The 24,157-nt window shown below is 68.0% G+C and carries 23 protein-coding genes and 1 riboswitch; of the genes, 12 read left to right on the plus strand and 11 right to left on the minus strand.

The annotated features are described in order from the left end of the window. Positions 1 to 64 precede the first annotated feature (64 nt). From miaB to metK, 8 genes are all read left to right on the plus strand, one after another. Positions 65 to 1,387, plus strand: coding sequence for a tRNA (N6-isopentenyl adenosine(37)-C2)-methylthiotransferase MiaB (miaB, locus tag JAN5088_RS13035; protein ID WP_055683219.1), 1,323 nt, complete (start codon positions 65 to 67; stop codon positions 1,385 to 1,387). A gap of 191 nt (positions 1,388 to 1,578) precedes the next feature. After that, complete coding sequence (locus JAN5088_RS13040) at positions 1,579 to 1,905, plus strand: hypothetical protein (RefSeq protein ID WP_055683220.1); 327 nt, start codon at positions 1,579 to 1,581, stop codon at positions 1,903 to 1,905. A gap of 237 nt (positions 1,906 to 2,142) precedes the next feature. Beyond that, complete coding sequence (locus tag JAN5088_RS13045) at positions 2,143 to 3,102, plus strand: PhoH family protein (protein ID WP_082430015.1); 960 nt, start codon at positions 2,143 to 2,145, stop codon at positions 3,100 to 3,102. Further along, entirely contained in the window at positions 3,099 to 3,452 is a 354-nt protein-coding gene (locus JAN5088_RS13050) for a ribonuclease E inhibitor RraB (RefSeq protein WP_055683222.1), read from the plus strand. The genes JAN5088_RS13045 and JAN5088_RS13050 overlap by 4 nt, the downstream gene beginning before the upstream one ends. After that, complete coding sequence (gene ybeY / locus JAN5088_RS13055; RefSeq protein ID WP_055683223.1) at positions 3,449 to 3,907, plus strand: rRNA maturation RNase YbeY; 459 nt, start codon at positions 3,449 to 3,451, stop codon at positions 3,905 to 3,907. The genes JAN5088_RS13050 and ybeY overlap by 4 nt, the downstream gene beginning before the upstream one ends. Before the next feature lie 48 nt (positions 3,908 to 3,955). Then, entirely contained in the window at positions 3,956 to 4,837 is an 882-nt protein-coding gene (locus tag JAN5088_RS13060) for a hemolysin family protein (RefSeq protein ID WP_055683224.1), read from the plus strand. 1 nt (position 4,838) lies between these two features. Beyond that, the gene (gene lnt / locus JAN5088_RS13065) at positions 4,839 to 6,317 is read left to right on the plus strand and encodes an apolipoprotein N-acyltransferase (RefSeq protein WP_055683225.1); all 1,479 of its coding nucleotides are present in this window, start codon (positions 4,839 to 4,841) and stop codon (positions 6,315 to 6,317) included. A 9-nt stretch (positions 6,318 to 6,326) separates the two neighbouring features. Further along, positions 6,327 to 6,375: riboswitch (SAM-SAH riboswitch) on the plus strand. 5 nt (positions 6,376 to 6,380) lie between these two features. Next, on the plus strand, positions 6,381 to 7,565 hold the full coding sequence (metK, locus tag JAN5088_RS13070) for a methionine adenosyltransferase (protein WP_055683226.1): 1,185 nt from the start codon (positions 6,381 to 6,383) through the stop codon (positions 7,563 to 7,565). A 3-nt stretch (positions 7,566 to 7,568) separates the two neighbouring features. Here the strand turns inward: metK and ribD are convergent, their stop codons facing one another. The 3 genes from ribD to JAN5088_RS13085 form a co-directional block, all read right to left on the minus strand. Further along, positions 7,569 to 8,666, minus strand: coding sequence for a bifunctional diaminohydroxyphosphoribosylaminopyrimidine deaminase/5-amino-6-(5-phosphoribosylamino)uracil reductase RibD (gene ribD / locus JAN5088_RS13075; RefSeq protein WP_055683227.1), 1,098 nt, complete (start codon positions 8,664 to 8,666; stop codon positions 7,569 to 7,571). Positions 8,667 to 8,670: 4 nt separating this feature from the next. Further along, a complete protein-coding gene (nrdR, locus tag JAN5088_RS13080; protein WP_055683228.1) occupies positions 8,671 to 9,135 on the minus strand; it encodes a transcriptional regulator NrdR in 465 nt (154 codons plus the stop codon). A gap of 95 nt (positions 9,136 to 9,230) precedes the next feature. Beyond that, positions 9,231 to 9,638, minus strand: coding sequence for a secondary thiamine-phosphate synthase enzyme YjbQ (locus JAN5088_RS13085; protein ID WP_055683366.1), 408 nt, complete (start codon positions 9,636 to 9,638; stop codon positions 9,231 to 9,233). A 102-nt stretch (positions 9,639 to 9,740) separates the two neighbouring features. Here JAN5088_RS13085 and JAN5088_RS13090 point away from each other — a divergent pair, with 102 nt between their 5' ends. Both JAN5088_RS13090 and JAN5088_RS18930 read left to right on the plus strand, forming a co-directional pair. Next, the gene (locus tag JAN5088_RS13090) at positions 9,741 to 9,944 is read left to right on the plus strand and encodes a dodecin family protein (protein WP_055683229.1); all 204 of its coding nucleotides are present in this window, start codon (positions 9,741 to 9,743) and stop codon (positions 9,942 to 9,944) included. Positions 9,945 to 10,016: 72 nt separating this feature from the next. Beyond that, positions 10,017 to 10,187: a hypothetical protein gene (locus tag JAN5088_RS18930; protein WP_158448487.1), complete on the plus strand. Its 171-nt coding sequence runs from the start codon at positions 10,017 to 10,019 to the stop codon at positions 10,185 to 10,187. Here JAN5088_RS18930 and JAN5088_RS13095 read toward each other — a convergent pair. The 3 genes from JAN5088_RS13095 to dnaG form a co-directional block, all read right to left on the minus strand. Next, entirely contained in the window at positions 10,184 to 10,813 is a 630-nt protein-coding gene (locus JAN5088_RS13095; RefSeq protein WP_055683230.1) for a LysE family translocator, read from the minus strand. The two genes, JAN5088_RS18930 and JAN5088_RS13095, sit on opposite strands and share 4 nt — an antisense overlap. Positions 10,814 to 10,905: 92 nt before the next feature. Next, the gene (gene rpoD / locus JAN5088_RS13100; protein WP_055683231.1) at positions 10,906 to 12,897 is read right to left on the minus strand and encodes an RNA polymerase sigma factor RpoD; all 1,992 of its coding nucleotides are present in this window, start codon (positions 12,895 to 12,897) and stop codon (positions 10,906 to 10,908) included. An 82-nt stretch (positions 12,898 to 12,979) separates the two neighbouring features. After that, positions 12,980 to 14,926 carry a DNA primase gene (dnaG, locus tag JAN5088_RS13105; RefSeq protein ID WP_055683232.1) on the minus strand — a complete coding sequence of 649 codons (1,947 nt, stop codon included), beginning with the start codon at positions 14,924 to 14,926 and terminating at the stop codon, positions 12,980 to 12,982. A gap of 111 nt (positions 14,927 to 15,037) precedes the next feature. On the opposite strand from dnaG, the gene JAN5088_RS19320 reads away from it, so the two are divergent. Further along, positions 15,038 to 15,661: a hypothetical protein gene (locus JAN5088_RS19320; protein WP_233489777.1), complete on the plus strand. Its 624-nt coding sequence runs from the start codon at positions 15,038 to 15,040 to the stop codon at positions 15,659 to 15,661. On the opposite strand, the gene JAN5088_RS13110 is transcribed toward JAN5088_RS19320, so the two are convergent. From JAN5088_RS13110 to JAN5088_RS13120, 3 genes are read right to left on the minus strand one after another with little or no spacing between them, the layout of a single operon-like run. Next, the gene (locus JAN5088_RS13110; protein WP_055683233.1) at positions 15,550 to 16,218 is read right to left on the minus strand and encodes a TadE/TadG family type IV pilus assembly protein; all 669 of its coding nucleotides are present in this window, start codon (positions 16,216 to 16,218) and stop codon (positions 15,550 to 15,552) included. The genes JAN5088_RS19320 and JAN5088_RS13110 overlap by 112 nt on opposite strands. A 10-nt stretch (positions 16,219 to 16,228) precedes the next feature. Further along, positions 16,229 to 16,846 (minus strand): TadE/TadG family type IV pilus assembly protein, encoded by a 618-nt coding sequence (locus JAN5088_RS18935; protein WP_055683234.1) that lies wholly within the window; start codon positions 16,844 to 16,846, stop codon positions 16,229 to 16,231. Beyond that, positions 16,843 to 18,654: a VWA domain-containing protein gene (locus JAN5088_RS13120; RefSeq protein ID WP_074962483.1), complete on the minus strand. Its 1,812-nt coding sequence runs from the start codon at positions 18,652 to 18,654 to the stop codon at positions 16,843 to 16,845. Before JAN5088_RS13120 ends, JAN5088_RS18935 begins: the two co-directional genes overlap by 4 nt. A 226-nt stretch (positions 18,655 to 18,880) precedes the next feature. On the opposite strand from JAN5088_RS13120, the gene JAN5088_RS13125 reads away from it, so the two are divergent. Then, the gene (locus JAN5088_RS13125; RefSeq protein WP_055683236.1) at positions 18,881 to 20,308 is read left to right on the plus strand and encodes a Glu/Leu/Phe/Val family dehydrogenase; all 1,428 of its coding nucleotides are present in this window, start codon (positions 18,881 to 18,883) and stop codon (positions 20,306 to 20,308) included. Positions 20,309 to 20,320: 12 nt separating this feature from the next. Here the strand turns inward: JAN5088_RS13125 and JAN5088_RS13130 are convergent, their stop codons facing one another. Together JAN5088_RS13130 and JAN5088_RS13135 are read right to left on the minus strand one after the other, a co-directional pair. Next, a complete protein-coding gene (locus JAN5088_RS13130; protein WP_055683237.1) occupies positions 20,321 to 22,267 on the minus strand; it encodes a monovalent cation:proton antiporter-2 (CPA2) family protein in 1,947 nt (648 codons plus the stop codon). Positions 22,268 to 22,613: 346 nt separating this feature from the next. Further along, entirely contained in the window at positions 22,614 to 24,152 is a 1,539-nt protein-coding gene (locus JAN5088_RS13135; RefSeq protein WP_055683238.1) for an NAD(P)(+) transhydrogenase (Re/Si-specific) subunit beta, read from the minus strand. Between the last annotated feature and the right edge of the window lie 5 nt (positions 24,153 to 24,157).

The following is a 24,157-nucleotide window of genomic DNA, read 5'->3' on the forward strand; positions in this document are numbered from 1 at the left end:
CGCGTTGCGGGTGGGACCGCTCTGCGGTATTGCCGCTCCTCGTGATCCCCCCGGAGGGCCCCGCATGACCGCGCCGAAGAAGCTGCACATCAAGACCTACGGCTGTCAGATGAACGTCTACGACAGCGAGCGCATGGCCGAGGCCATGGGCGCGGAGGGCTATGTCGTGACGGAGGTGCCGGAGGATGCGGACCTGATCCTGCTCAACACCTGCCACATCCGGGAAAAGGCCGCCGAGAAGGTCTATTCCGACCTTGGCCGCCTGCGCCCGCTGCGGGACGCGCGCCCCGACCTGAAGATCGGCGTGGCGGGCTGCGTGGCGCAGGCGGAGGGTGCCGAGATCATGGCGCGGCAGCCGCTGGTCGATCTGGTCGTCGGCCCCCAGACCTATCACCGCCTGCCCGAGATGATGCGCCGGGTGGAGGCGGGGGAAAAGGCGCTCGACACCGAGATGCCGCCCGAGGACAAGTTCGACCACCTTCCCCGCCTTCGCACGCCGGTGGCGAAACCGTCGGCGTTCCTGACGGTGCAGGAAGGTTGCGACAAGTTCTGCGCCTTCTGCGTCGTGCCCTATACCCGCGGGGCCGAGGTCAGCCGGCCGCCCGCGCGCCTGCTCGACGAGGCGCGCGCGCTGGTGGACCGGGGCGTGCGCGAGATCACGCTGCTGGGCCAGAACGTCAACGCCTATCACGGCGCGGGGCCGGACGGGCGCACATGGTCCCTGGCCGACCTGATCGGCGCGATGGGCGATCTGGAGGGACTGGCGCGCATCCGCTTCACCACCTCGCACCCCAATGACATGACCGACGACCTGATCGCCGCGCACGGCGAGATGCCCAAGCTGATGCCCTATCTCCACCTGCCGGTGCAGTCGGGCAGCGACCGCATCCTGAAGGCGATGAACCGCAAGCACACCGCCGAGAGCTATGTCGCGCTGATCGACCGGCTGCGCGCGGCCCGGCCCGACCTGGCGCTGTCGGGGGATTTCATCGTGGGATTTCCCGGCGAGACCGAGGCGGATTTCGAGGATACGATGACGCTGGTGCGGCGCGTGGGCTATGCCGCCGCCTACAGCTTCCGATATTCCGCGCGGCCCGGCACCCCCGCGGCCGAGAAACCGGACGTGCCGCAGGACGTGGCGGTCGACCGGCTGCACCGGCTTCAGGCCCTTCTGACCGAGCAGCAGCGCGCGGCGCAGGACGCGATGGTCGGGCACGAGACCTCCGTCCTGTTCGAGAAGGCCGGCCGCCAGCCGGGGCAGCTCATCGGCAAGTCGGAGCATCTGATGGCCGTCCATGCCGAAGCGCCCGACTCGCTTCTCGGACAGGTCGTGCAGGTGCGTGTGACGGAATCCAAGACGAATTCGTTGGCCGCGAAGCTGATCTGACGGCGACAGTCCGCCGAATGCTGCCCCTACGTCAATGTTATTCCGCCGAGCCGGACATTGTCTGGCCCGTCAATCCCTTATGACGCTTTTCCTTCAAGATCGCTGCGTTAGACCGAATAGTTACCAAGTCTTAACGACTCGGTGGCGTCGGCGATTGGCGCCGGAGTCCGATCATGCCCTTGGGGAAGCTTATGACATTCAATATTTCCAGAATCCTGCCCGCGACAGCCTTGGTGCTGTCGGCGTCGGCCATCTCCGTTTCGGCGGCGCAGCCCGGTCAAGGCCAGCAGCGGGTCACGGTCGAATGCGCCCGCTACATCAGCAACGCGGTGATCTGGGACCGGCCGATGCCCGTCTTCATCGATGACCTCGTGGCCTACGGCTATACCCTGGACGAGGCGCAATCCATCGCATCCCGCGTCTGCCTCGACGAGGCGGGCGTCCGCAATCCGACGGCGATGGGCCGGATCGCGGTCACCGTCCTGCAGGCCAACCCGCCCGCCGGCCGCAGCCGCTGAGGCATCGCGCGACGTCACGAAGGGGGCCTTGGCGGTGACGCCGGGGCCCCGTCGCATTTCTGTGCCTTAAGGGCGGCGCGGGGGTGAAATTCGCGGACGCGTTCCTACCTTGACTTGCGGCCGGACGTCCGGCGCGGCACCCTTGCCCGAGACCGTTTCAAGGAATGTTGATTGGCCCTGATTCTCGCACCCGACGAAAAGACCGCGATCCAGCTGGATTTTCCCGACAACCGCCTGATGATCGACCTCGTCGGCCCCCACGGCGCCCATCTGGCGCAGGTGGAGCAGATCATGGGCGTCCAGATCGTGCATCGCGGCAACACCCTGATCGTCAGCGGCGAGACCGCGCAGGAGGCCGAAAGGGTGCTGAATGCGCTCTATGCCCGGCTGGAGGACGGCCGGCAGGTGGACATGGGCGCCATCGACGGCCTGATCCGCCTGCGCGCCGATGAGGATGCGGAGGGCGCGCGCGACGGCGACCAGACCGAGATGTTCGCCGGCCCCGCGCTGGAGATCCGCACCCGCAAGAAGACGATGGAGCCGCGGACCGAGGCGCAGAAGGCTTATACCCGCGCGCTGCTGGAAAACGAGCTGACCTTCGGCATCGGACCGGCGGGCACCGGCAAGACCTATATCGCCGTGGCCGTCGCCGTGTCGAAGTTCATCGCGGGCGAAGTCGACCGCATCATCCTGACGCGCCCCGCGGTCGAGGCGGGCGAGAAGCTGGGCTTCCTGCCCGGCACGCAGGACGACAAGATCGACCCCTACATGCAGCCGCTCTACGATGCGTTGAACGATTTCCTGCCGGGCAAGCAGCTTGCCAAGCTGCGCGAGGAGAAGCGGGTCGAGATCGCGCCTTTGGCCTTCATGCGCGGGCGCACCCTGTCCAATGCTTTCGTCATCCTCGACGAGGCGCAGAACGCCACGACGATGCAGATGAAGATGTTCCTGACCCGCCTGGGGCAGGGGTCGCGCATGGCGATCACCGGCGACCGGACGCAGGTCGACCTGCCGCGCGGGGTGTATTCCGGGCTGCGCGACGCGGAGCGGATCCTGGCCGGGGTGCCGGGGATCAGCTTCAACTACTTCACCGCGTCCGACGTGGTGCGGCATCCGCTGGTGGCGAAGATCATCACCGCCTACGAGGCCGAGGACACCCGCCGCGAGGTGGTCCGTGAACGCGAGACGCAGGCGTGACCTTCGACTACGCCGCGCAGAAGGCCGAGACCGAGCGCCTGTGGGCCGAGATGTCGGCGGCGCACGACCTGCCGGCCGAAGGCAGGCTCGACCTGCATTTCTTCCCCGACGGGGCGGATGCGGATGCCACCGAGTTCATGGGCTGGCTGGAGGACAACGGCTTCGAGGTGGAGCATTACCCCGCCGACGACGACCCCGAGGAGGGTGACGACGGGCGCGAGACGATCGAGGCGCAGACGGGCGTGATGCCCCTGTCGCCCGCCACCATCCATGCGGAGGAGCGGCGGACGACCGAGGCGGCATTGCGCTTCGGCTTTCGCCCCGACGGCTGGGGGTTCATGGGCGCATGAGCGTCGAGATCGTGCTGGAGGACGCCCGCTGGACCGCGCTGGACCGGCTGGCCCAGGTCGCCGTTCCCGCCGCGCTGGCTCATCTGCCGGCAGGGTGGGAAGTGGTGGTGATGGGCTGCGACGACGCGCGCATCGCCGATCTGAACGCAGGGTTCCGCGGCAAGGCGCAGCCCACCAACGTCCTGTCCTGGCCATCGGAGGACCGCGATCCGGATCTGCCGCCGCGGGACATGGAACTGGGCGACATCGCCATCAGTTTCGATACATGCGCCCGCGAGGCCGCCGAACAGGGCAAGGCGTTCGACGCCCATGTGATCCACCTTCTGGTGCACGCGACGCTGCATCTTCTGGGCCACGACCACCTGGACGACGGCGAAGCGGCGCGCATGGAACAGCTGGAGGTGGCGATCCTGGGCCGATTGGGTTTCCCCGATCCCTATGCATCTGCTACATGAATCGCGCCGGACCCAGATCCGGCCATGACAGGAGGGCCACCGGGTCCGATGGACAACGACGGATCGTCTAGCGCCGCGCAGGGCGCGCAGGACGGAAATTCATACGACGGCGGGCCGATCGGCCCGCGCCCCGGCTTCATCGCCCGCGTCTTCGGCGGGCTTCTGACCGACCCCGACAGCGGCGACGGCGCCCCCGCGCAGGCCGGTGCGCGGACGATGCCGGGCTTGCTGAACCTGCGGCTCAAGCGGTTGGACGACGTGCTGATCCCGCGGGCCGAGGTGGTGGCGGTGCCCATCGACATCTCCCTGCCCGATCTGGTCGCCCGCTTCCGCGAAACGGGCATGACCCGCATCCCCGTGTTCGAGGGCACGCTGGACGAGCCCCTGGGCATGATCCACCTGAAAGACCTGGCGCTGAACCACGGGTTCAACGGCGACCGGGACAAACTGTTCGAATTGCGGCCGCTATTGCGGAACCTGATCTATGCGCCGCCGTCCATGCCCATCGGCGTGCTGCTGGCCAAGATGCAGACGCAGCGCACGCATATGGCGCTGGTCATCGACGAATACGGCGGCGTGGACGGGTTGGTCACGCTGGAGGATCTGATCGAACAGGTCATCGGCGAGATCGAGGACGAGCACGATCAGGAGGAAGGCAAGTTCTGGCGGCAGGAGAAATCCGGCTGCTATCTTGCCTTGGCCCGCACCCCCATCGACGACTTCCAGGAGGAGATCGGGTTCCGACTGGTCGACGAGGAGGACGAGGAGGAGATCGACACGCTGGGCGGTCTGGTCTTCATGCTGGCCGGTCGCATTCCGGCGCGGGGCGAGGTGATCCCCCACCCCTCGGGCGCCGAGATCGAGGTGGTCGACGCCGACCCCCGCCGGATTAAGCGCCTGCGCCTGCGGATGCCGCAGCAGGCCGCCTGACTTGCACCGCCTGTCGTTTCTGGTGCCCATCGCGGCGGGGCTGGCCGCGGCCATGGGGCAGGCGCCCTGGGGCTGGTGGTGGCTGGCGTTGCCGGCGTTCGCACTGGGCATCTGGTCGATCGCGGGCGCGCGGCGGCCGTTCGTCGCGGGCTTGCTGTTCGGGACGGCGCATTTCGCGCTGGCGCTGCACTGGATCGTCGAGCCGTTCCTGATCGACCCTGCCGTGACGGGTTGGCTGGCGCCCGTCGCGTTGCTCGGCATGGCGGCCGGGTTCGGGCTGTTCTGGGCGGTCGCGGGGTGGGCCGGGATGCGCCTGTTCCGGGGGCCCTTGGGCGTGGCATTGGCGCTGGCGGGGGTGGAGCTTCTGCGGTCCTACCTGTTCACGGGCTTTCCCTGGGCCTTGCCGGGGCACGTCCTGATCGCATCGCCCGCGCTGCCGGCGGCATCGCTGGCGGGGGCGCACGGGCTGGGGCTGGCGGTGTTGCTGGGGGCGGGGTTGGTCGCGGGGCGGACGGTGCCGCGTGTGGCGGGGGGCGTCCTGCTCTGGCTGCTGCCGCTCGCCCTGGGGGCGGCGCTGCCGCCCGCGCCGCTTGCCCGGGCCGATGCGCCGGTGCTGCGGCTGATCCAGCCCAATGCGCCGCAGCACCTGAAGTGGGACCCGGAGTTCAGCTATGGCTTCTTCCGGCGGGGGCTGGAGGAGACGGCCGCGCCGCCCACGGGTCGCGCCCCCGACGCGGTGATCTGGCCCGAGACGGCCCTGCCGGAGCTTCTGCGGTTCTCGGACGACCTGCGTCCGGTCCTGTCGGCGGCGGCGGGCGGCGTGCCGGTGGTGATCGGGGCGCAACGCTATGGCGACGACGGACGGCCGCGCAATTCGCTGGTGATGCTGACCGGGGACGGCGGGGCCATCGCCACCGTCCACGACAAGTACCGGCTCGTCCCCTTCGGAGAGTTCCTGCCCATGCCCGGCCTGTTCGAGGCCATCGGCATCGGCCCCCTGGCCGCGCAGCTGGCGGGCGGTTACGCAGCAGGCGACGGCCCCGTCCTGATCGACGTGCCGGGGGTGGGCGACGTGTTGCCGCTGATCTGCTATGAGGCGATCTTCCCGCAGGAGGTCCGCCGCACCGGGCGGCCGCGTGCGATCCTTCATCTGACCAACGATGCTTGGTTCGGCACCGATGCCGGGCCGCAGCAGCATCTGGCGCTGGCGCAACTGCGCGCGGCGGAATCCGGCCTGCCGCTGTTTCGCGCGGCGAACACGGGCGTATCGGCGGCCATCGACGCGCGCGGCCGGGTACTGTCGTTCCTGCCCCTGGGAGAGGCGGGACACCTGGATGCGGCGCTGCCACCCGCGCTGCCGGTGACGCCATATGTGATCACAGGCGACTGGGCGGTGCTGGCGCTGCTCCTGGCGCTGGCGGCGGGTCTGTTCATGCGGGGGCGGTCGAATCCGGTTGTGCCCCGTGCCGAACGCCCCTAGCCATTGGCCCGACCGCCCCAACGGCTTCCTGAAGGGGCGGGAAACACGCATCGGAGCATCCCCATGAGCAGTCGCGAGAGTTATTCCTTCACCTCGGAATCGGTGTCCGAGGGGCATCCGGACAAGCTGTGCGACCGCATCTCGGATGCCGTTCTCGACGCGCTGATCGCAGAGGAGCCGGAGGCCCGCGTCGCCTGCGAGACCTTCGCGACCACCAACCGCGTCCTCATCGGCGGCGAGATCAAGCTGTCGTCGGCGGAGCGTCTGGCGGACTGCATGGGCCGCGTCGAGGGGATCGCGCGGGAGTGCATCCGCGACATCGGCTATGAGCAGGAGAAGTTCCACCACGAGACGGTCGAGGTGACGAACCTGCTGCACAGCCAGTCGAACCACATCGGACAGGGCGTGGACGCGAGCGGCGACAAGCCCGAGGGCGCGGGCGACCAGGGCATCATGTTCGGCTATGCCTGCACCGAGACGGAGGCGCTGATGCCGGCCCCGATCCTGTTCGCCCATGCCGTCCTGCGCCGGCTGGCCGAGGCGCGGAAATCCGGGGCGGAGCCGACGCTGTTGCCCGACGCCAAGTCGCAACTGACGGTGCGCTATGAAAAGGGCGTGCCGGTCGCGGTGGATTCCATCGTCCTGTCGCACCAGCACTGCGACGAGACCCAGACGCAGACCGACATCCGCGCCATCGTCGAGCCCTACATCCGCGAGGTGCTGCCCGATGGATGGCTGCACGACGACACGGTCTGGCACGTCAACCCGACCGGCATCTTCGTCATCGGCGGGCCGGACGGCGACGCGGGGCTGACGGGGCGCAAGATCATCGTCGACACCTATGGCGGCGCCGCACCCCATGGCGGCGGGGCATTTTCCGGCAAGGACCCGACCAAGGTGGACCGGTCGGCCGCCTATGCCGCGCGTTACCTGGCGAAAAACGTGGTGGCGGCGGGGCTGGCCACGCGCTGCACGCTGCAACTGTCCTATGCGATCGGGGTGGCGGAGCCGCTGTCGCTCTATGTCAACACGCACGACACCGGGGCGGCGGACGAGGAAGCGATTGAGGTCGCGCTGCGCCGGGTCATGGACCTGACGCCGCGCGGCATCCGCACGCATCTGGGGCTGAACCGGCCGATCTATCAGCGCACGGCGGCCTATGGCCATTTCGGACGCGCGCCCGACGCGGATGGCGGGTTTTCCTGGGAGAAGACCGACCTGGCGGAGGCCATCGCCGCCGCCGTCTGACGATCAGGCGCGCTCCCACCGGTGCAGGACGTCGGGACCGAGACGCAGGACGTCGCGGAGGTGCAGGCGGGGTGCCTCGGCCAACGGGCCGACACCCATGGCGCCCAATGCAGGCGTGCCTTCGGCCCCGATCAGCAGCCCGGCGGTATAGCAGTCGAGCCGGTCCACCAGCCCGGCCGAGAGCAGCGATGCGGCGAGCGTGCCGCCGCCTTCGCAGTAGATACGCGTAAGTCCCCGCTGACCGAGTTGCGCCAGCGCATCGACAAGGTCGATCTGGCCGACCGCATCGATGGCGCAGGGGATCAGGGTGACGCCTTTGGCCATCAGGGCATCGCGCTGAAGCTGCGGCGCGGAGTCGGAGTGAAGCATCCATACGGGCGGGCCACCCGAGGTCAGCGCGGCCTCCACCGGCAGGCGAAGGTGGCGCGAGATCACGATGCGAAGCGGTTGCGGCCCCCGGGCATGGGCCGCCCCCATGCCGCGGACCGTGAGGCGGGGGTCGTCGGCCCGCGCGGTACCGGCACCGATGAGGATGGCGTCGTGGCACGCGCGCTCGGCATGGACATGGGCGCGGGCGGCAGGGCCGGTGATCCACTGGCTTTCGCCGCTGGCCGTGGCGATACGCCCGTCGAGCGTCTGGGCGAGCTTCAGCGTCACCATGGGGCGGCCATGGCGCACAAGGGTCAGGAACCCCTGTTGCAGGCGGGCGGCTGCATCGGCCATCACGCCTTCCACGACCTCGACCCCGGCGGCGCGGAGCCGCGCGATGCCGCCGCCGTCGACGCGGGGGTCGGGGTCGCGCAGGGCCACGACGACACGGGCAAGCCCCGCCGCGATCAGCGCATCGGCGCAGGGCGGGGTGCCGCCGTGGTGGGCGCAGGGTTCCAGCGTGACATGCGCCGTCGCCCCCCGCGCCGCCGCGCCGGCCTGCGCCAGCGCCTGCGGTTCGGCGTGGGGCCTGCCGCCGTCGGCGGTGCGCGCGCGGCCCAGCACGATGCCGTCGCGTTCGATGACGCAGCCCACGGCGGGGTTCGGCCAGGTGCGGCCCAGACCCCGCGCGGCCAGCGCCAGCGCATGGGCAATGAAGCGCGGGTCGGTCACGGGATCAGCCGTCGGCCGGAGGCGGGCGCAACTCGTGGACGAAATCCTCGAAATCGTCGGCGGCCTGGAAGTTCTTGTAGACGCTGGCGAAGCGGACGTAGGCCACGGTGTCGATGCGGGCGAGGCTCTCCATCACGATCTCGCCGATCTGCTTGGACTGGATGTCGGTGTCGCCCATGGATTCGAGCCGCCGCACGATGCCGGAAATCATCTGGTCGATGCGCTCCGGGTCGATGGGACGCTTCTGCATCGAGATGCGGATAGAGCGTTCGAGCTTGTCGCGGTCGAAATCCTCGCGCTTGCCGGAGGACTTGATGACCACCAGATCGCGCAGCTGTACCCGTTCGTAGGTCGTGAACCGGCCCCCGCAGGACGGACAGAAGCGCCGCCGCCGGATCGCCACATGGTCCTCGGCCGGGCGGGAATCCTTGACCTGCGTGTCGACGTTTCCGCAGAAGGGGCAGCGCATGGGCGGTCTCCGGTGTTTGCCCGCCAGATTTCGCCGCCGGGTCCAGTGCTTGACGCGGCGCCACTGTGCCCCCCCATGGATGGGGTGGCAAGACCTCAGCCGAAGTGCGCCGCGACCTGCCGCCGGTGGGGGCCGTCGCGGTGTTCCACGAGGTAGACGCCCTGCCATGTGCCGAGCGCCATGCGCCCGTCCGTCACCGGGATGCCGAGCGAGGTGGGCAGGAGCATCGCCTTGATATGGCCGGGCATGTCGTCGGGCCCCTCGTAGGTGTGGGTGAGGTAAGACATCGACGGATCGGTGGTCGGCGGCACGAGGCGGCGCAGGAAGGCGGCGAGGTCGGTCTGCACGTCCCCGTCGGCGTTCTCCTGGATGAGCAGGCTCGCCGAGGTGTGGCGTACGAAGAGCGTGAGGAGGCCGGAGCGGGGGGGCAGCCAGGCGGCGACGCGGTCGGTGATCTCGGTCAGGCCGGGACCTCTGGTGTCGATGGCGAAGGTCGTCTGCATCGGCCGCATCTAGGCGGGATCGGACCGGCGGCAACGGGGCGGTTGACGCGAGGGCGGTGCGCGCCGCAGGCTGGCGGCGTCTGCAACAGGGAGGGACATGACATGAGCATCGCCCGCGTGACCGAGATTTCCGCCACTTCGTCCAAGAGCTTCGACGACGCCGTCGCTCAGGGCGTCAAGCGCGCCAACGAGACGCTTCGCAACGTCCAGAGTGCCTGGGTCAAGGAGCAGTATGTCCGGGTGTCGGACGGCAACATCGACCATTATCAGGTCAATATGATGGTGACGTTCATCCTCGAGGACTGACACCGGACGGGGCGGGGAACCGCGGCCCCCGGTGGCGGCGTTTCCTCCCTGAACCCCAAAGGAGGATCGACCATGACGACCGAACGCCGCGACCCTGCCCGCGACCCGAAGGCGCCGCAGAAGGTGCCCGCCGACAGCCCGGTGGGCACCACCCACGACCCCAATTCGGTGACCACGGGCACGGATGTCGAACCCGACGACAGGTATCCGCCCAAGACCGACGAGCCGAAGCGCGGCCGCTAGGCCACGCGGCGCAGGGTGGCGGTGACGACGCCCATGGCGACCAGCGCGCCGCCGCCCGCGCGCGACAACCAGGTCAGCACCGCGGGCCGGCCGATGCGGGCGCGCAGCCTGTCGGCCAGAAGCGCGTAGCCCAGCGCATTGAGCGCGGCCAGGGCGACGAAGGTCGGGATCAGGATGGCGAACTGCGGCAGCAGCGGCGCACCGGGCGCCACGAACTGCGGCACGAAGGCGATGAAGAAGGCGATGGATTTCGGGTTGAGTGCGGTGACGGTCGCGGCGTGGCCGAACACGCTTCGCGCGCTGGTCTGCGTGAGGTCCGCCGGATCGGGCGAGGCCGCGGCGGGCCTGCTGCGGATCAACCTGACGCCGAGCCAGACGAGATAGACCGCGCCGACCCATTTCAGCACCGTGAACAGCGTGGCCGACGCGAGGACCAGCGCGCCGAGCCCCATGAGCGACGCCGTCATGGCGATCGCGTCGCCCATGGCGACGCCTACGACGGTGGCGAGCGCCACGCGACGTCCCTGGCTCAGGGCATAGCCGAGGACCATGAGGACCGTGGGGCCGGGGATCAGGAGGAGCGCGGTGGAGGCCGCGACGAAGGCGAGCCAGATGTGGATGTCCATGCGCCGTCCCTCTCCCGGTTCAGGGGAGGGAGCCACGGAATCCGAAGCGCGTAAAGGGGTGTCGGTCGCCGGGGGAGGCCCCCGGCGGCGGCTTACTGGTCGAGGAAGCTGCGGAGCTTGCGCGAGCGGCTGGGATGCTTGAGCTTCCGCAGGGCCTTGGCCTCGATCTGGCGGATGCGTTCGCGGGTGACCGAGAACTGCTGGCCGACTTCCTCCAGCGTGTGATCGGTGTTCATGCCGATGCCGAAGCGCATCCTGAGCACCCGCTCCTCGCGCGGGGTGAGGGAGGCGAGGACGCGGGTCGTCGTCTCCTTGAGGTTCTCCTGAATGGCGGATTCCAGCGGCAGGACGGCGTTCTTGTCCTCGATGAAGTCGCCAAGCTGGCTGTCCTCCTCGTCGCCGATGGGGGTCTCCAGACTGATCGGTTCCTTGGCGATCTTCATCACCTTGCGGACCTTTTCCAGCGGCATCTGCAGCTTGGCGGCCAACTCCTCGGGCGTGGGTTCGCGGCCGATCTCGTGCAGCATCTGGCGGCCGGTGCGGACCAGCTTGTTGATCGTCTCGATCATATGGACCGGGATGCGGATTGTGCGCGCCTGGTCGGCGATGGAGCGGGTGATGGCCTGACGGATCCACCAGGTCGCATAGGTCGAGAACTTGTAGCCGCGGCGGTATTCGAACTTGTCCACGGCCTTCATCAGGCCGATGTTGCCCTCCTGGATCAGGTCGAGGAACTGCAGCCCGCGGTTGGTGTATTTCTTGGCGATGGAGATGACGAGGCGCAGGTTCGCCTCGACCATTTCCTTCTTGGCCTGCCGGGCTTCCTTCTCGCCCTTCTGGACCTGGTTCACGATGCGGCGGAATTCGTTGATGTCGACGCCGACGTATTGGCCGACCTGCGCCATGTCGCCGCGCAGCTCCTCGACCTTGTCGCGATTGCGCTCGAACAGGGCCTGCCAGCCGCGGCCGGCCTTTTCGGACATGCGGTCCACCCAGCCGGGGTCGAGCTCATGGCCGCGATATTCCTCGATGAACTCTCGGCGGTTGATGCGCGCCTGGTCGGCCAGCTTCACCATGCCCGAGTCGATGGACATGATGCGGCGGTTGATACCGTAGAGCTGGTCGATCAGCGCCTCGATGCGGTTGTTGTGCAGGTGAAGCGCATTCACCAGCTCGACGATCTCGGAGCGCAGGTGCTGGTATTCGGCTTCCTCGGCCGCGGAAAAGCTGTCGTCGCGGTTCAGGGTCGCGCTGATCCGCAGGTCCTGCATTTCGGCCAGGCGGGTGTAGTCGTCGGCGATGCGGTCGAGTGATTCCAGAACGCGCGGTTTCAGCGCGGCCTCCATCGCGGCGAGGGACATGTTCGCGCCCTCGTCGTCATCGTCGTCGTCATCGTCGGCGACGATGGGGTTGCCGTCGGCATCCACGTCGGACTTGCCCGCGTCGGCAGAACGGGCGTCGACGGTGGGCGCGGGGGCGCCCACGACGGGGGTGTCGCCCTCATCCTCCATCTGGTCGCCGAAGGTGGTCTCCAGGTCGATGACGTCGCGCAGCAGGATGTCCTCGGACAGAAGCTCATCGCGCCAGATGGTGATGGCCTGGAAAGTCAACGGGCTTTCGCAAAGCCCGAGGATCATGGTGTTGCGGCCCGCCTCGATCCGCTTGGCGATGGCGATCTCACCCTCGCGCGAGAGGAGTTCTACGGAGCCCATCTCCCGCAGGTACATCCGCACGGGGTCGTCGGTGCGGTCGAGCTTTTCGGACGCGCCCTCGGTCGTGGCGACGTCGCCGCCGCGCTTGGAGGCGTCGACCACGGCGGTGGACCCGCCGGGCTTCTCGTCCTCCTCCTCGGCTTCCTCGGCCTCGATGATGTTGATGCCCATTTCGGACAGCATCGACATCACGTCCTCGATCTGTTCGGACGAGACCTGTTCGGGGGGCAGCACCTGGTTGAGCTGGTCATAAGTGATGTAGCCGCGGGTCCGCGCCTCGGCGATCATCCGTTTGACGGCGGCCTGGCTCATGTCGAGCGAATGGTCGCCCTCCGTGTCCCGCTGCTTGTCGTCGTCCGTGTCCTTGGCCATCGCCGCGCTCCGTTCAGGGAGTGATTCTTCGTGTAGGTCAGGGCGAATCACTAGCGCGAATCGCCGGGCTCCGCACCCCGAATCACTTTTTCTTCGTCTTTTCCCAGACCTTCGTGTCGAGAAGGCCCTGCAGGTAATCCGACAGCCCGACGTCGTCGTCGCTGCCCATGTCTTCGTCGCGCCGGGCGCGCTGTGTTTCCTCGCGCCGACGGCTGGCCTGCGCCAGCCGCCAGGTCATCGCTTCGTCCGCGCTCTCGTCGAAATCCTCGATCGCCTCGCGCCGTTCCCGGTCGGCGCCGCGCCGCGCGTCGAGCCGATCGAGCGCGTCGCGGATACAATGCCGCGCGCCGTTCGCATCGGCCCGGGTGACGGGCGAAATGCCCAAATGGCGCTGGGCGAACAGCGTTTCAAGGGGCTGCGGTCCCAGTTCCGCGTCGATGGCCGCCCGCATGTCGCCGCCCGGGTCGAGGGAGAGAAGCGCGGCGGCCAGCCGGCCGTGCCCGCCTGTCCAGGGCACGGTTTCAAGGTCATGCGCGAATTCGGCGATGAGCGAGGGGTGCCGCACGAAGCCGGCCAGCGCCACCTGTTCGAGCAGGAGGTCGGGGTCGGAGGTTCCCGAAGCCAGCGCCGATGCCCGTGCCGTGACCGAGGGCGGGGCGGGGGGCGGCTGCCACCGGCGGCCGGGAACCCAGGGCGTGCGGGGGCGGGGCTGGAAAGGGCGGTCGTCCTGCCGGGCATTGAGGGGCGTGCCGAACAGATCGGCGCGCAGGCGGGCGATCTCCTCGCCGTAATGACGGCGAAGCATGGGGTCCTTGATCCGGTGCAGCAGGGCGCGCAGATCCCGGTCGAGCATGGCGCGGCGTTCGGGGCTGTCGAAGGATTTGCCTTCGACCTCGCGCTGCCAGAGGAGCGAGAGCATCGGTCGCGCCTCGTCCAGAACGGCCTGCATGGCGGCGGCGCCCCGGGCGCGGATCAGGTCGTCGGGGTCCTGGCCTTCGGGCAGGACGGCGAAGCGCAGGGATTGCCCGGCCTCGATCAGCGGCAGCGCCAGATCGGCCACGCGCAGGCCGGCCCGCTGCCCCGCCGCATCGCCGTCGAGCGCGATCAGCGGCTCGGGCGTGACGCGCCAGAGCATCTGCAACTGCCGCTCGGTGACGGCGGTGCCCAGGGGGGCCACGGCCGCGTCGAACCCCGCCTGCGCCAGCGCGATCACGTCCATGTAGCCTTCGGCGACGACCAGCTTCTGCCCCTTGCCCGCCGCCGCGCGCGCGGGCCCCAGGTTGTAAAGGTTCGAGCCCTTGTCGAACAGCGCGGTTTCCGGCGAGTTCAGGTATTTCGCCTTGGCGTTCGGGTTCATCGCCCGCCCGCCGAAGCCGATGCAGCGGCCGCGCGGGTCGCGGATCGGAAAGACGATGCGGTGGATGAAGCGGTCGCGCGCCGGGCGGCCGTCTTCCGGCGGCACCGCGAGCCCCGCGCCTTCCAGCAGGTCGAAGGGCACGCCCCGGTCGGCCATCGCCGAGACGAAGGCGTCGGAGGTGTCGGGCGCGAAGCCGATCTCGAACCGGTCGAGGGTGGCAGGCGTCAGGCCGCGCCGGTCGAGATAGGCGCGCGCCTCGGCCGCGGCACCGGTCTTGAGTTGCAGGCGGAACCAGGCGACGGCCTGTTCGGTCACTTCGGCCAGGCGCGTCCGCAGGTCGGCCTTCTCGGCGGCGCGGGGGTCGCGGGCGGGCATGGGCATCCCGGCCTCGGCGGCGAGGATCTCGACCGCCTCCATGAAGCCCACGTTCTCGGTCTCCTGCACGAAGCCGAAGACGTTGCCCTTGGCCTGGCAGCCGAAGCAGTAGTAGAACCCCTTCCGGTCATCGACGTGGAAGCTGGGAGATTTTTCCTGATGGAAGGGGCAGGGCGCCCACCAGTCGCCTTTGGCCTGGTTGGTCTTCTTCATGTCCCAGGTCACGCGCCGCCCGACCACCTGAGACAGGCTCAGCCGGTTGCGGAGATCGTCGAGAAAGCTGTCGGGCAGGCGCATGGTCTAGATATCGGGTGGCGGGGGGGCAGAGTCCAGTTGCCCCGGCGTCCGGCCAGGTTTCCGACCGCTTCCGTTCATGGAGTGGACCCGATTCATGGTTAGCGCGGAGTCATGGAAAATTATCTGCAAACCGATTTCATCGGCGTCGAGACCGGCGCCATTACGGTCAACTGGGTGGTGATGACCGCCGCCGTCGTGGGGTTGGGGCTGGCCGTGACGGCCGTCGTGGCCGGCGGCGTGGGGTCGTCGTCCGGGGACATCGCGGCGGTGCTGTCGGGCAATGACATCGCCTTTCGTGCAGCGCATTTCCACCGCACGCCGGTCGAGGTCGCGCAGGCCGCCGACCTGACGCACTACAACGCCCGTTGGGCGGGGCGGCGGACGGAGCGCCTGATGACCGGGTTGAGCGACCGCCAGTTGCGAAACCAGCAGCGCACATGGCGCCGGCGGCAGGCCGACCCCGCCTATGCCCAGCCGGACCGCGCGGCCGATCAGCTCGTCATGTTCGACATCGCCATGAAGGCACGGGGCGTCGACCCCCAACCCCTGACGGAGTATCCGGCCAAGGGACCGGCCGCCCGGTGCCGAACGACCAGGTGGCCTTTCCCGATGACGTCCGAACGTCAGCTTTCGGTGCAGTTTCCCGCACCAACGATCAGCTGGCCATCGATGAGGATGGTGTTGTTGGCGCCGCAATCGGTATTGTTGCCGGTGACGCTGCCATTGTTTTCCTGACCGTTGCCGGGGGCGAAGGCCAGGCGGGCGGCGTATCGCTGGCTGATGGGGGTGACCCGATCGACGATCCGATCCTTCAGACCGACTGAAAAGAACGGCGCATCGTAGGTATAGCTTTCCACCAGCGTCACCCGTTCGTTCAGGTCCAGACGGGGGATCTGGTTCAGGTAGCCCTGCAGCCGTTCGGTGGTCATGCCGGGCTGGCCGTCGGTGGCGTAGGACCAGATGACCTCCATCCCGTTGGCGCCGCGCCGCACCTCGGTGAAGCGCATGTAGCTGGCATCGGTCGAGAAGGTCATCGTTTCGTAGACGCGTTGCAGCCCGTCGAGATCGGCGGGCGTGACAAGACTGACCCTGCGCGACAGCATGTCGGCGACCGCGAAGTTCGCCTTGATCATCTGCGTCTCGCGCCGGTAGCCGTCGAAGAACTGATAGCCCGCGACGTAGAGAAGACACAGCACGGGCAGCAGGAACGCCGCCTCGATCGACAGGGCCGCGAATTCGTCTTCGGCAAAGCGGCGCAGCGCGGAAGGCAGGCGGGACGGAGGCGATTGCATCGGGCGGTCCTCAGTTGGGCGCGTTCTGTTCGACGACGAAGGCCGTCGATGTAACCATGCGGAAAGTGCCGTCCTCATCGTTGACGAGATGCGAGCCGAGTGTGCGGTTCGCGGCCAGGATCGTCAGCGGCAGCACAGGCTGCACCGAATAGCAGGCGCGCAGCAGGATCATCTTGCCCGTCCGGTTCGCGGTGAAGCTTGTCGTCGGGACAATGGAGGTGAGCTGGTTGACGCAGGGCGCGTCGACGGCTGGGGTGGAATAGGTCGTCTGGCTGATTTCGGTCAGCTCGATCAGCAGGTTCTCGTTGCAGTCGGGCAGGATCTGGGCGCGCGAGCAGATCTTGCGGCGGATCTGCCCCTGCGTCTGGGTATTGGCGGAGTCGAGACGGACGTCGCGCACGACCACGTCGACCGCGCGTTCCAGCATCACCTGTCGCGTCAACATGATCGAGGCGTCGAATGACGAGATGAAGACCATGAGGAACGCCGGCAGCAGCAGCACGAATTCGACCGTGGCCCCGCCCCGCTGGCCCTGATCGCGGCTGAGGCGCAGGGCGAGGTCGAAAGGGGTCGCGAGCCGCGCGGCGAGGCGCGACCACCCGCGGGCCGGGATGCGCGCCCCCGTCACTGCGTCAGCCTCAGCCGGGTGACGGACGCCAGCACGTCGTCGAAGGCCTGCGCGATGTTGAGGTCGTCGATGTTGTAGTACCGCGCCTCGTTGTTGGGACCGGCGCAGTCGCGCATGGCCTTCTGCCCGTTCAGGGGGGCCTTGAAGGCGATGGTGTAGATCACGACCCCCGCATCGCGCGCCTTCTTGCAGAGCCGGGACAGGTTGTCGTCGGCGCGGGCCTGGTCGTGCGTCTGCTCCCAGGAGTAGAAGTAATGCGAGCGCAGATCCCAATCGACGCCTTTGAGCATGTCGTTGACGACATAGTTGAGCGGCAGCGCGGAATGCACGTCGGTCCAGTCGAGCATCACGGAGTTGCTGCCGCCATAGGGCTGCGACCACCACGTCCTCAGGTGCGGGATGTAGTACTTCTCCTTCTCCGGCGACCAGAAGGAATAGCGGACCCGATAGGTGCCGTCGTCGTCGCCGTCGAACTGTGCCCGGCATTCGGAATAGGACTGGTCGTGCGGCTCGCCCGCGCCGGCATCGCTGCGCGTGAGGCAGTAGCCGTCGTTCTTCCAGAAGCGGTTCGACGTACTGCTTCCGGTCCGCCGCGGAAGCGGGCCCCCCTTGGTGCTGTCGTCGTTGTCGCCCGGCCGCTCCCGAAAGACGCGAATGCCGGACTGCCCGCTGCGGCGCCAGGACTTGAGACCCCATTGGTTCGTGTTGTCACCGTCGGTCATCATCACCAGCACCTTGTGCGTTCCGACCGTGTTGTAGGGGACGGGTCGCCCGACGAAGACGGAGTCCACCCGGTGGTTACCTGGCACATCGGACGAGGTGATCATTTCGGAAAGTTCGTCGTTCGACGAAGGGTCGAGCAGCAGGGTGCCCCATTTGACCCCCTGATCCATCGCCGTCCAGCCGCCAGCGCCAAGGCCACGGATGTGGGACCGGAGTTCGACGATGTCGTTCGACCAGGCCAGGACCGCGCCGTATTCCCCGCGTTCGCAGTTCGGCCGAGGCGTCAGCCCGCGATCGTTGCCTTGCTTGTAGTTCGTGCGGAAGTCGAAGTCGCCCATCCGCTGCAGCCTGCTTCCCCGCGGCAGATCGAGGCGGTTGAAGTCGCTGTTTTCGAAGACGGCGCAATGCGACAGGTCGTGTTCGCGCGTCATGTCGAAGACGTGCCCCACGGTCGAGCCGGCGTTGACGCGGTCGTTATAGGGCACGATCGAGATGGTGCTGAGTTCCTCGCGCCCCTTGAGAAGCTGGCCCACGAAGTCGGAAGCGGCATCGCGCAACGCCGCGATCTTGGAGCCGCCCATGGAGCCCGAGATGTCGAGGACGAGCGAGAGTTCGAGTTCGGTTCGCACCTCACGCGCCTGTGACGACACGGGCTGGACCAGCGTGTCGACGCCCAGCAGGTTCATGAACAGGCTGTTGGTGCGGGCATCGGAGTTGATCGTCACCAGGCGTTCGGAACCGCTGGTCCGGGAGGTCACGAAGACGGATTTGTCGTCGAGACCGGCGGCGCGCACGTAGTCGCGGACGATTTCCTGCGCGTCGCGCGGCGCCGCCATCCCGGCGGCATCGAGCGATTGTCGGTCGCGCAGACGTGCCGCTGACAACGACGCGCGGTCGATGGCGTACTGGAGTTCCGTGCGCGCGACCTCGGAGCGCATGATGTCGAGCGCGACCCCCGCGGCGATCAGCATCATCAGGAAGATGAACAGGCCGAAGATGGTCAGGCTGCCATCCTCACGGCGACCGAAGGCGGTCGCGGCCCCGGCGGCGGCCGGCGGGCGGGAGGGGACGAGAATGCGGTTCACGGCAGACACCACGCGTTTGGAAACGGAACAGGCGATGCGACCGGACTGAGTCGCATCGACTTTTATCCAATCGGATCGCGGTCATCGCCGGGCGCGATCGAGGTCAAATCTTGGCATTGTCCGTGCAATTCGACCTATCCCCTGTCTTTGGGTCTGTCGTTTCGCCATCGGGGCGCTAGTCTTGGCGACGAAGCGGGCCGACCCGCGCCACGGCAAGGAGACCGGGATGAGTGTTCAGAATGGCGGCTTCAGCGCCTCCGTCAACGCGATGTATGATCGCGCGGTGCAGCTGATGGATCTGCGTCCGGGCCTGGTGAAGAAGATCCGGGTCTGCAACGCGACCTATACCGTGCGTTTCGGCGTGCGCCTGCGGGGCGAGATACATACGTTCACCGGCTATCGCTCGGTCCATTCCGAACACATGGAGCCGGTCAAGGGCGGCATCCGCTACTCCCTGGCCGTCAACCAGGACGAGGTGGAGGCGCTGGCGGCGCTGATGACCTACAAGTGCGCGCTGGTCGAGACGCCGTTCGGCGGAGCGAAGGGCGGGCTCTGCATCGACCCCACCGAATGGGAGCCGCACGAGCTGGAGCAGATCACCCGACGGTTCGCCTATGAGCTGATCAAGCGCGACATGATCAACCCCGCCCAGAACGTGCCGGCCCCCGACATGGGCACGGGCGAGCGTGAGATGGCGTGGATCTCCGACCAGTACCAGCGGATGAACACCACCGACATCAACGGCCGCGCCTGCGTCACCGGCAAGCCGCTGAACGCCGGCGGTATCGCCGGGCGGATCGAGGCGACGGGACGGGGCGTGCAATACGCCCTGCGGGAGTTCTTCCGCCATGACGACGACGTGAAATCGGCGGGGCTCGACGGCACGCTGGAGGGCAAGCGGATCATCGTGCAGGGCTTTGGCAACGTGGGCTTCCACGCGGCGAGCTTTCTCTCGCGCGAGGACGGCGCTCTCGTGACCGCCGTGCTGGAGCGGGACGGGGCAGTGCAGTCCGACGCCGGCATCGACATCGATACGCTGCACATGCACATCCGCGAGAACGGCGGGGTCAAGGGCTTCCCCGGCGCGACCTATCACGAGGACGGTGCGAAGCTGCTGGAGGCGGAATGCGACATCCTGATTCCCGCCGCGATGGAGGGGACGATCCACGAGGGCAACGCCCGTGAGATCAAGGCCCCCCTCATCATCGAGGCGGCGAACGGGCCGATCACGGCCGAGGCCAACGACATCCTGCGCGACCGCGGCTGCATCATCATTCCCGACCTCTATGCCAACGCGGGCGGCGTCACGGTCAGCTATTTCGAATGGGTCAAGAACCTGACGCACATCCGGTTCGGCCGGATGGAGCGGCGGGCCGAGGAAGCGCGCCACCAGCTTCTCGTGGACGAGCTGGAGCGTCTGTCGAAGAACCGCGACGTCCCATGGACCCTGTCGAGCGACTTCAAGACCAGCTATCTGCGCGGGGCCGGCGAGCTGGAGCTGGTGCGCTCGGGCCTCGACGATACGATGCGGGCGGCTTACGGCGCCATGCGTGAGGTCTGGCGCGCGCGCGACGACGTGCCCGACCTGCGGACGGCGGCTTTCATCGTGTCGATCGGCCGGATCGCGGCCAGCTATCAGGCCAAGGGGCTCTGACCTTCGGGGGCGTCAGGCGGTCTTTTCGTCCGGCGCCTCCGCCACCACCTCCTCCTCCTCGTCGTCGGAGGTGACGGCGCGGGCGGCCTCGGGGTTCTCGCCGAAGCGCGCCAGCAGGGCGTTTTCCAGCCCCTTGTTGTATTCGCGCGCGCGGGCCGCGTATTCCGGGTTCCGGTCGATGGGGACACCGGGTTTCCAGAGCTTCGCCAGGTCCAGCAGCATCTCGCGGTCGTGGCGGAAATAGGCGTCGCGCGCGGCATGGGCGTCGGTTTCCGACCAGCCCAGTTTTTCGAGCACGTAGCGGCCGGCGCGCAGCGAGCTGTCGAAATTCTCGCGCACGATCTGATCGGCGCCCGCGCGGTAGAGCTCGTAGACATGGACGCGGTCATAGGCGCGGGCGATGACGTGGATATCCGGGTTCGCGGCCTTCGCCATTCGCGCCAGACGCACTGCTCCCGCCCGGTCGTCGAGCGCGATGACGAGAACCTTCGCCGTGCTCAGTCCCGCGGCCTCGAGCATCTCGGGGCGGAGCGGGTCGCCCATGTAGGTCTTGAGGCCGAAGGTCCGCAGAAGCTGAATCGTCTGGATGTCGCGGTCTAGGACCACGGTGGTCAGGCCCAACCCGTGCAGCATCCGCTGGATCACCTGCCCGAAGCGGCCGACGCCGGCGATGATGACCTCGCCCTTCTCGTCGATCTCGTCGTCGGGTGCGGTGTCCGAGTGGTCGCGGGACCGGGCGGCAAGGTGGTCGTTGGCTATGAACAGGAGCGGCGTCAGCAGCATCGACAGGGCGATGGAGAGCAGCAGGATGGCCGAAAGCTCCGCCCCGAAGACGCCGTCGGTGACGGCGACCGACACCAGAACGAAGCCGAACTCACCGGCCTGCGCGAGGCTCAGCGTGAACAGGATGCGGTCGCGCCCCTTGAGCCGCGACAGGAGCGTGAGCCCGAACAGGATCGCCCCCTTGATCGCCATGAGCCCGACAACGGTGGCGGCCACCGTGAACGGCGCGCCGATCAGGGTGCCGAAGTCGATGCCCGCGCCGACCGTGATGAAGAACAGGCCGAGCAGCAGGCCCTTGAACGGCTCGATGTCGGCCTGAAGCTCATGCCGGAACTCGGAGTTGGCGAGGACCACGCCCGCGAGGAACGCGCCGAGTGCCGGCGACAGGCCCACGAGCGTCATCAGGACGGCGACGCCGATCACGAACAGGAGCGAGACGATGGTGTTCATTTCGCGCAGGCGGGCGCGGCCGGCGAAGGTGAAGATCGGACGGGTCAGGAAGCGGCCGCCCAGGATCACCACGGCGACGGCGCCCACCGTCATCCAGGCCACGCCCCAGCCCGGAAGCTGGTCGACCCAGCCCGCGGCGTCGGCCATCATCTGTGCGCTTTCGCCGTCGCCGATGCGGGGCGCCTCCTCGGCCGCGCGGGAACTGGCGATGCCGCCGCTGCCCAGAAGCGGCATCAGCGCGAGCATCGGCAGCACGGCGATGTCCTGGGCCAGAAGGACGGAAAAGGACGACCGGCCGCCGCGCGTGCCGTTCAGCTTGCGCTCGTTCAGGGTCTGCATGACGATGGCGGTCGAGGAGGGCGCGAAGATCATGCCGACCGCGACCGACACCTGCCAGGTGTAACCCAGCATCCAGGCCACCCCGGCGATGGCCGCCCCCGTGATAACGACCTGCCCGAGCCCCAGGCCCAACAGGCGGCCGCGCATGCTCCAGAGCGTTTTCGGATCGAGTTCCAGGCCGATCAGGAACAGCATCATGACGACGCCGAATTCGGCGAAATGCTGCAGCGCCTCGGTCTCGGAGCCGACGAGGCCGGTCAGCGGGCCGATGACGATGCCCGCGATGAGATAGCCGAGCACCGAGCCGAAGCCCATGCGCACGGCGAGCGGAACGCAGAGCGTCGCCACACCCAGGTAGATCACGGCCTGAAAGAGGAAGGAGTCCATCGTCAGCGTGTATGGCAACCCCGCCGGGCGGGCAACGGGCGACGCGCCTGCCCGGGGCAGGCACCTCTGCAAAGGTTCGGGCCGAACGGTCGCTTGACGCTTACCATCGGCCAAACCGTGCCGGCGGATCGCGTTCCGCAAACTGGTGAAATTGCGGGGGAACCTTCCGGGGAACGCGCCGTTGGGTCTCCATACCGCACCCCGGATCGGGGGACATCCCGGTCCGCATCCGTTTCACGTCTCCGGTCGCCTTCCCGGTGGTTGTGCGGTGCGGGAGGTGGCCGTTGGAGCGGCGCCCCGGTTCCGAAAGGGCCGGGGCGTTCGTCATTTTGACAGGGCCGTACCGTCAGTCGATCTTCGGCAAAAGCGTATCCAGCGACGCCTTGGCATCGCCGTAGAACATCCGCGTGTTCTCCTTGAAGAACAGCGGATTCTCGATGCCCGAGTATCCTGTGCCTTGACCTCGCTTGGACACGATCACGTTCTTCGCCTTCCAGACCTCCAGCACCGGCATTCCGGCGATGGGGCTGTTGGGGTCGTCCTGCGCCGCCGGGTTCACGATGTCGTTCGATCCGATGACGATGGCCACGTCGGTGTCGGGGAAGTCGTCGTTGATCTCGTCCATCTCAAGCACGATGTCGTAGGGCACCTTGGCCTCGGCCAGCAGCACGTTCATGTGGCCGGGCAGGCGGCCCGCGACGGGGTGGATGGCGAAGCGGACTTTCTTGCCCTTGGCGCGCAGCTTGCGGACAAGCTCGCTCACCGACTGCTGCGCCTGGGCCACGGCCATGCCGTAGCCCGGCACGATGACGACGCTGTCCGCCTCGTTCAGAAGATTCGCCACGCCGTCGGCGTCGATGGCCACCTGCTCCCCCTCGACCGCCATCTGGGGGCCGGAGGCGCCGCCGAAGCCACCCAGGATCACGTTCACGAACTTGCGGTTCATGGCCTTGCACATGATGTAGCTGAGGATCGCGCCCGATGAGCCGACGAGCGCGCCGGTCACGATCAGCAGGTCGTTGCCCAGCGTGAAGCCGATGGCCGCCGCCGCCCAGCCCGAGTAGCTGTTGAGCATCGAGACGACCACGGGCATGTCCGCGCCGCCGATCCCCATGATGAGGTGCCAGCCGATGAAACCCGCGATGAGCGTGACCAGCACCATCGTCCAGATGCCCGCTCCGTTGAAGTAGAGCAGCCCCAGGATCAGCGCCGCGGCCAGCGCGCCTGCGTTCAGCATGTGCCCGCCGGGCAATTGCGTGGGCTTGCCGTCAAGCCGGCCGGCGAGCTTGCCGAAGGCCACGACGGAGCCGGTGAAGGTCACGGCGCCGATGAAGATGCCGAGGAAGACCTCGACCTTCAGGATCGCGATTTCCACCGCGTCCTTGACCAGAAGCTTCTTGCCGAAGCCCGTGAGCTCGTCGGCGCGTTCCATGAGCGCGAGCGCCTCCGGCGTTGTGAAGACGGCCCCGCCCAAGGGCCCCGGCGGCCAGACGAAGGCCTCGGGCGCCATGTTCGCCATGAGCATGAGCTGTGCCTTGAGGTCGAGGACGTAGCCCAGCATCAGGTCGGCGTTGAGCCCGATGAAGACCGCCGCCAGACCCACGAAGGAGTGGAGCGCGGCCACGAGTTGCGGCATCTCGGTCATCTGCACGCGGCCCGCCACGTAGTAGCCCGCGAAGCCCCCGGCGGCGACGGCCACCAGGATCAGGAGGATGTTGTGCACCCCCGGCCCGAAGACCGTGGCGACGACGGCGAGCGCCATGCCCGCGATGCCGTACCAGATGGCGCGCTTGGCCGATTCCTGGTTCGACAGGCCGCCCAGCGACAGGATGAAGAGGATGGAGGCCGCGATGTAGGCGGCCGAGGTGAGTCCGACGGAAAACATCAGCG

This window comes from Jannaschia rubra (assembly GCF_001403735.1).
Classification (GTDB): Bacteria; Pseudomonadota; Alphaproteobacteria; order Rhodobacterales; family Rhodobacteraceae; genus Jannaschia; species Jannaschia rubra.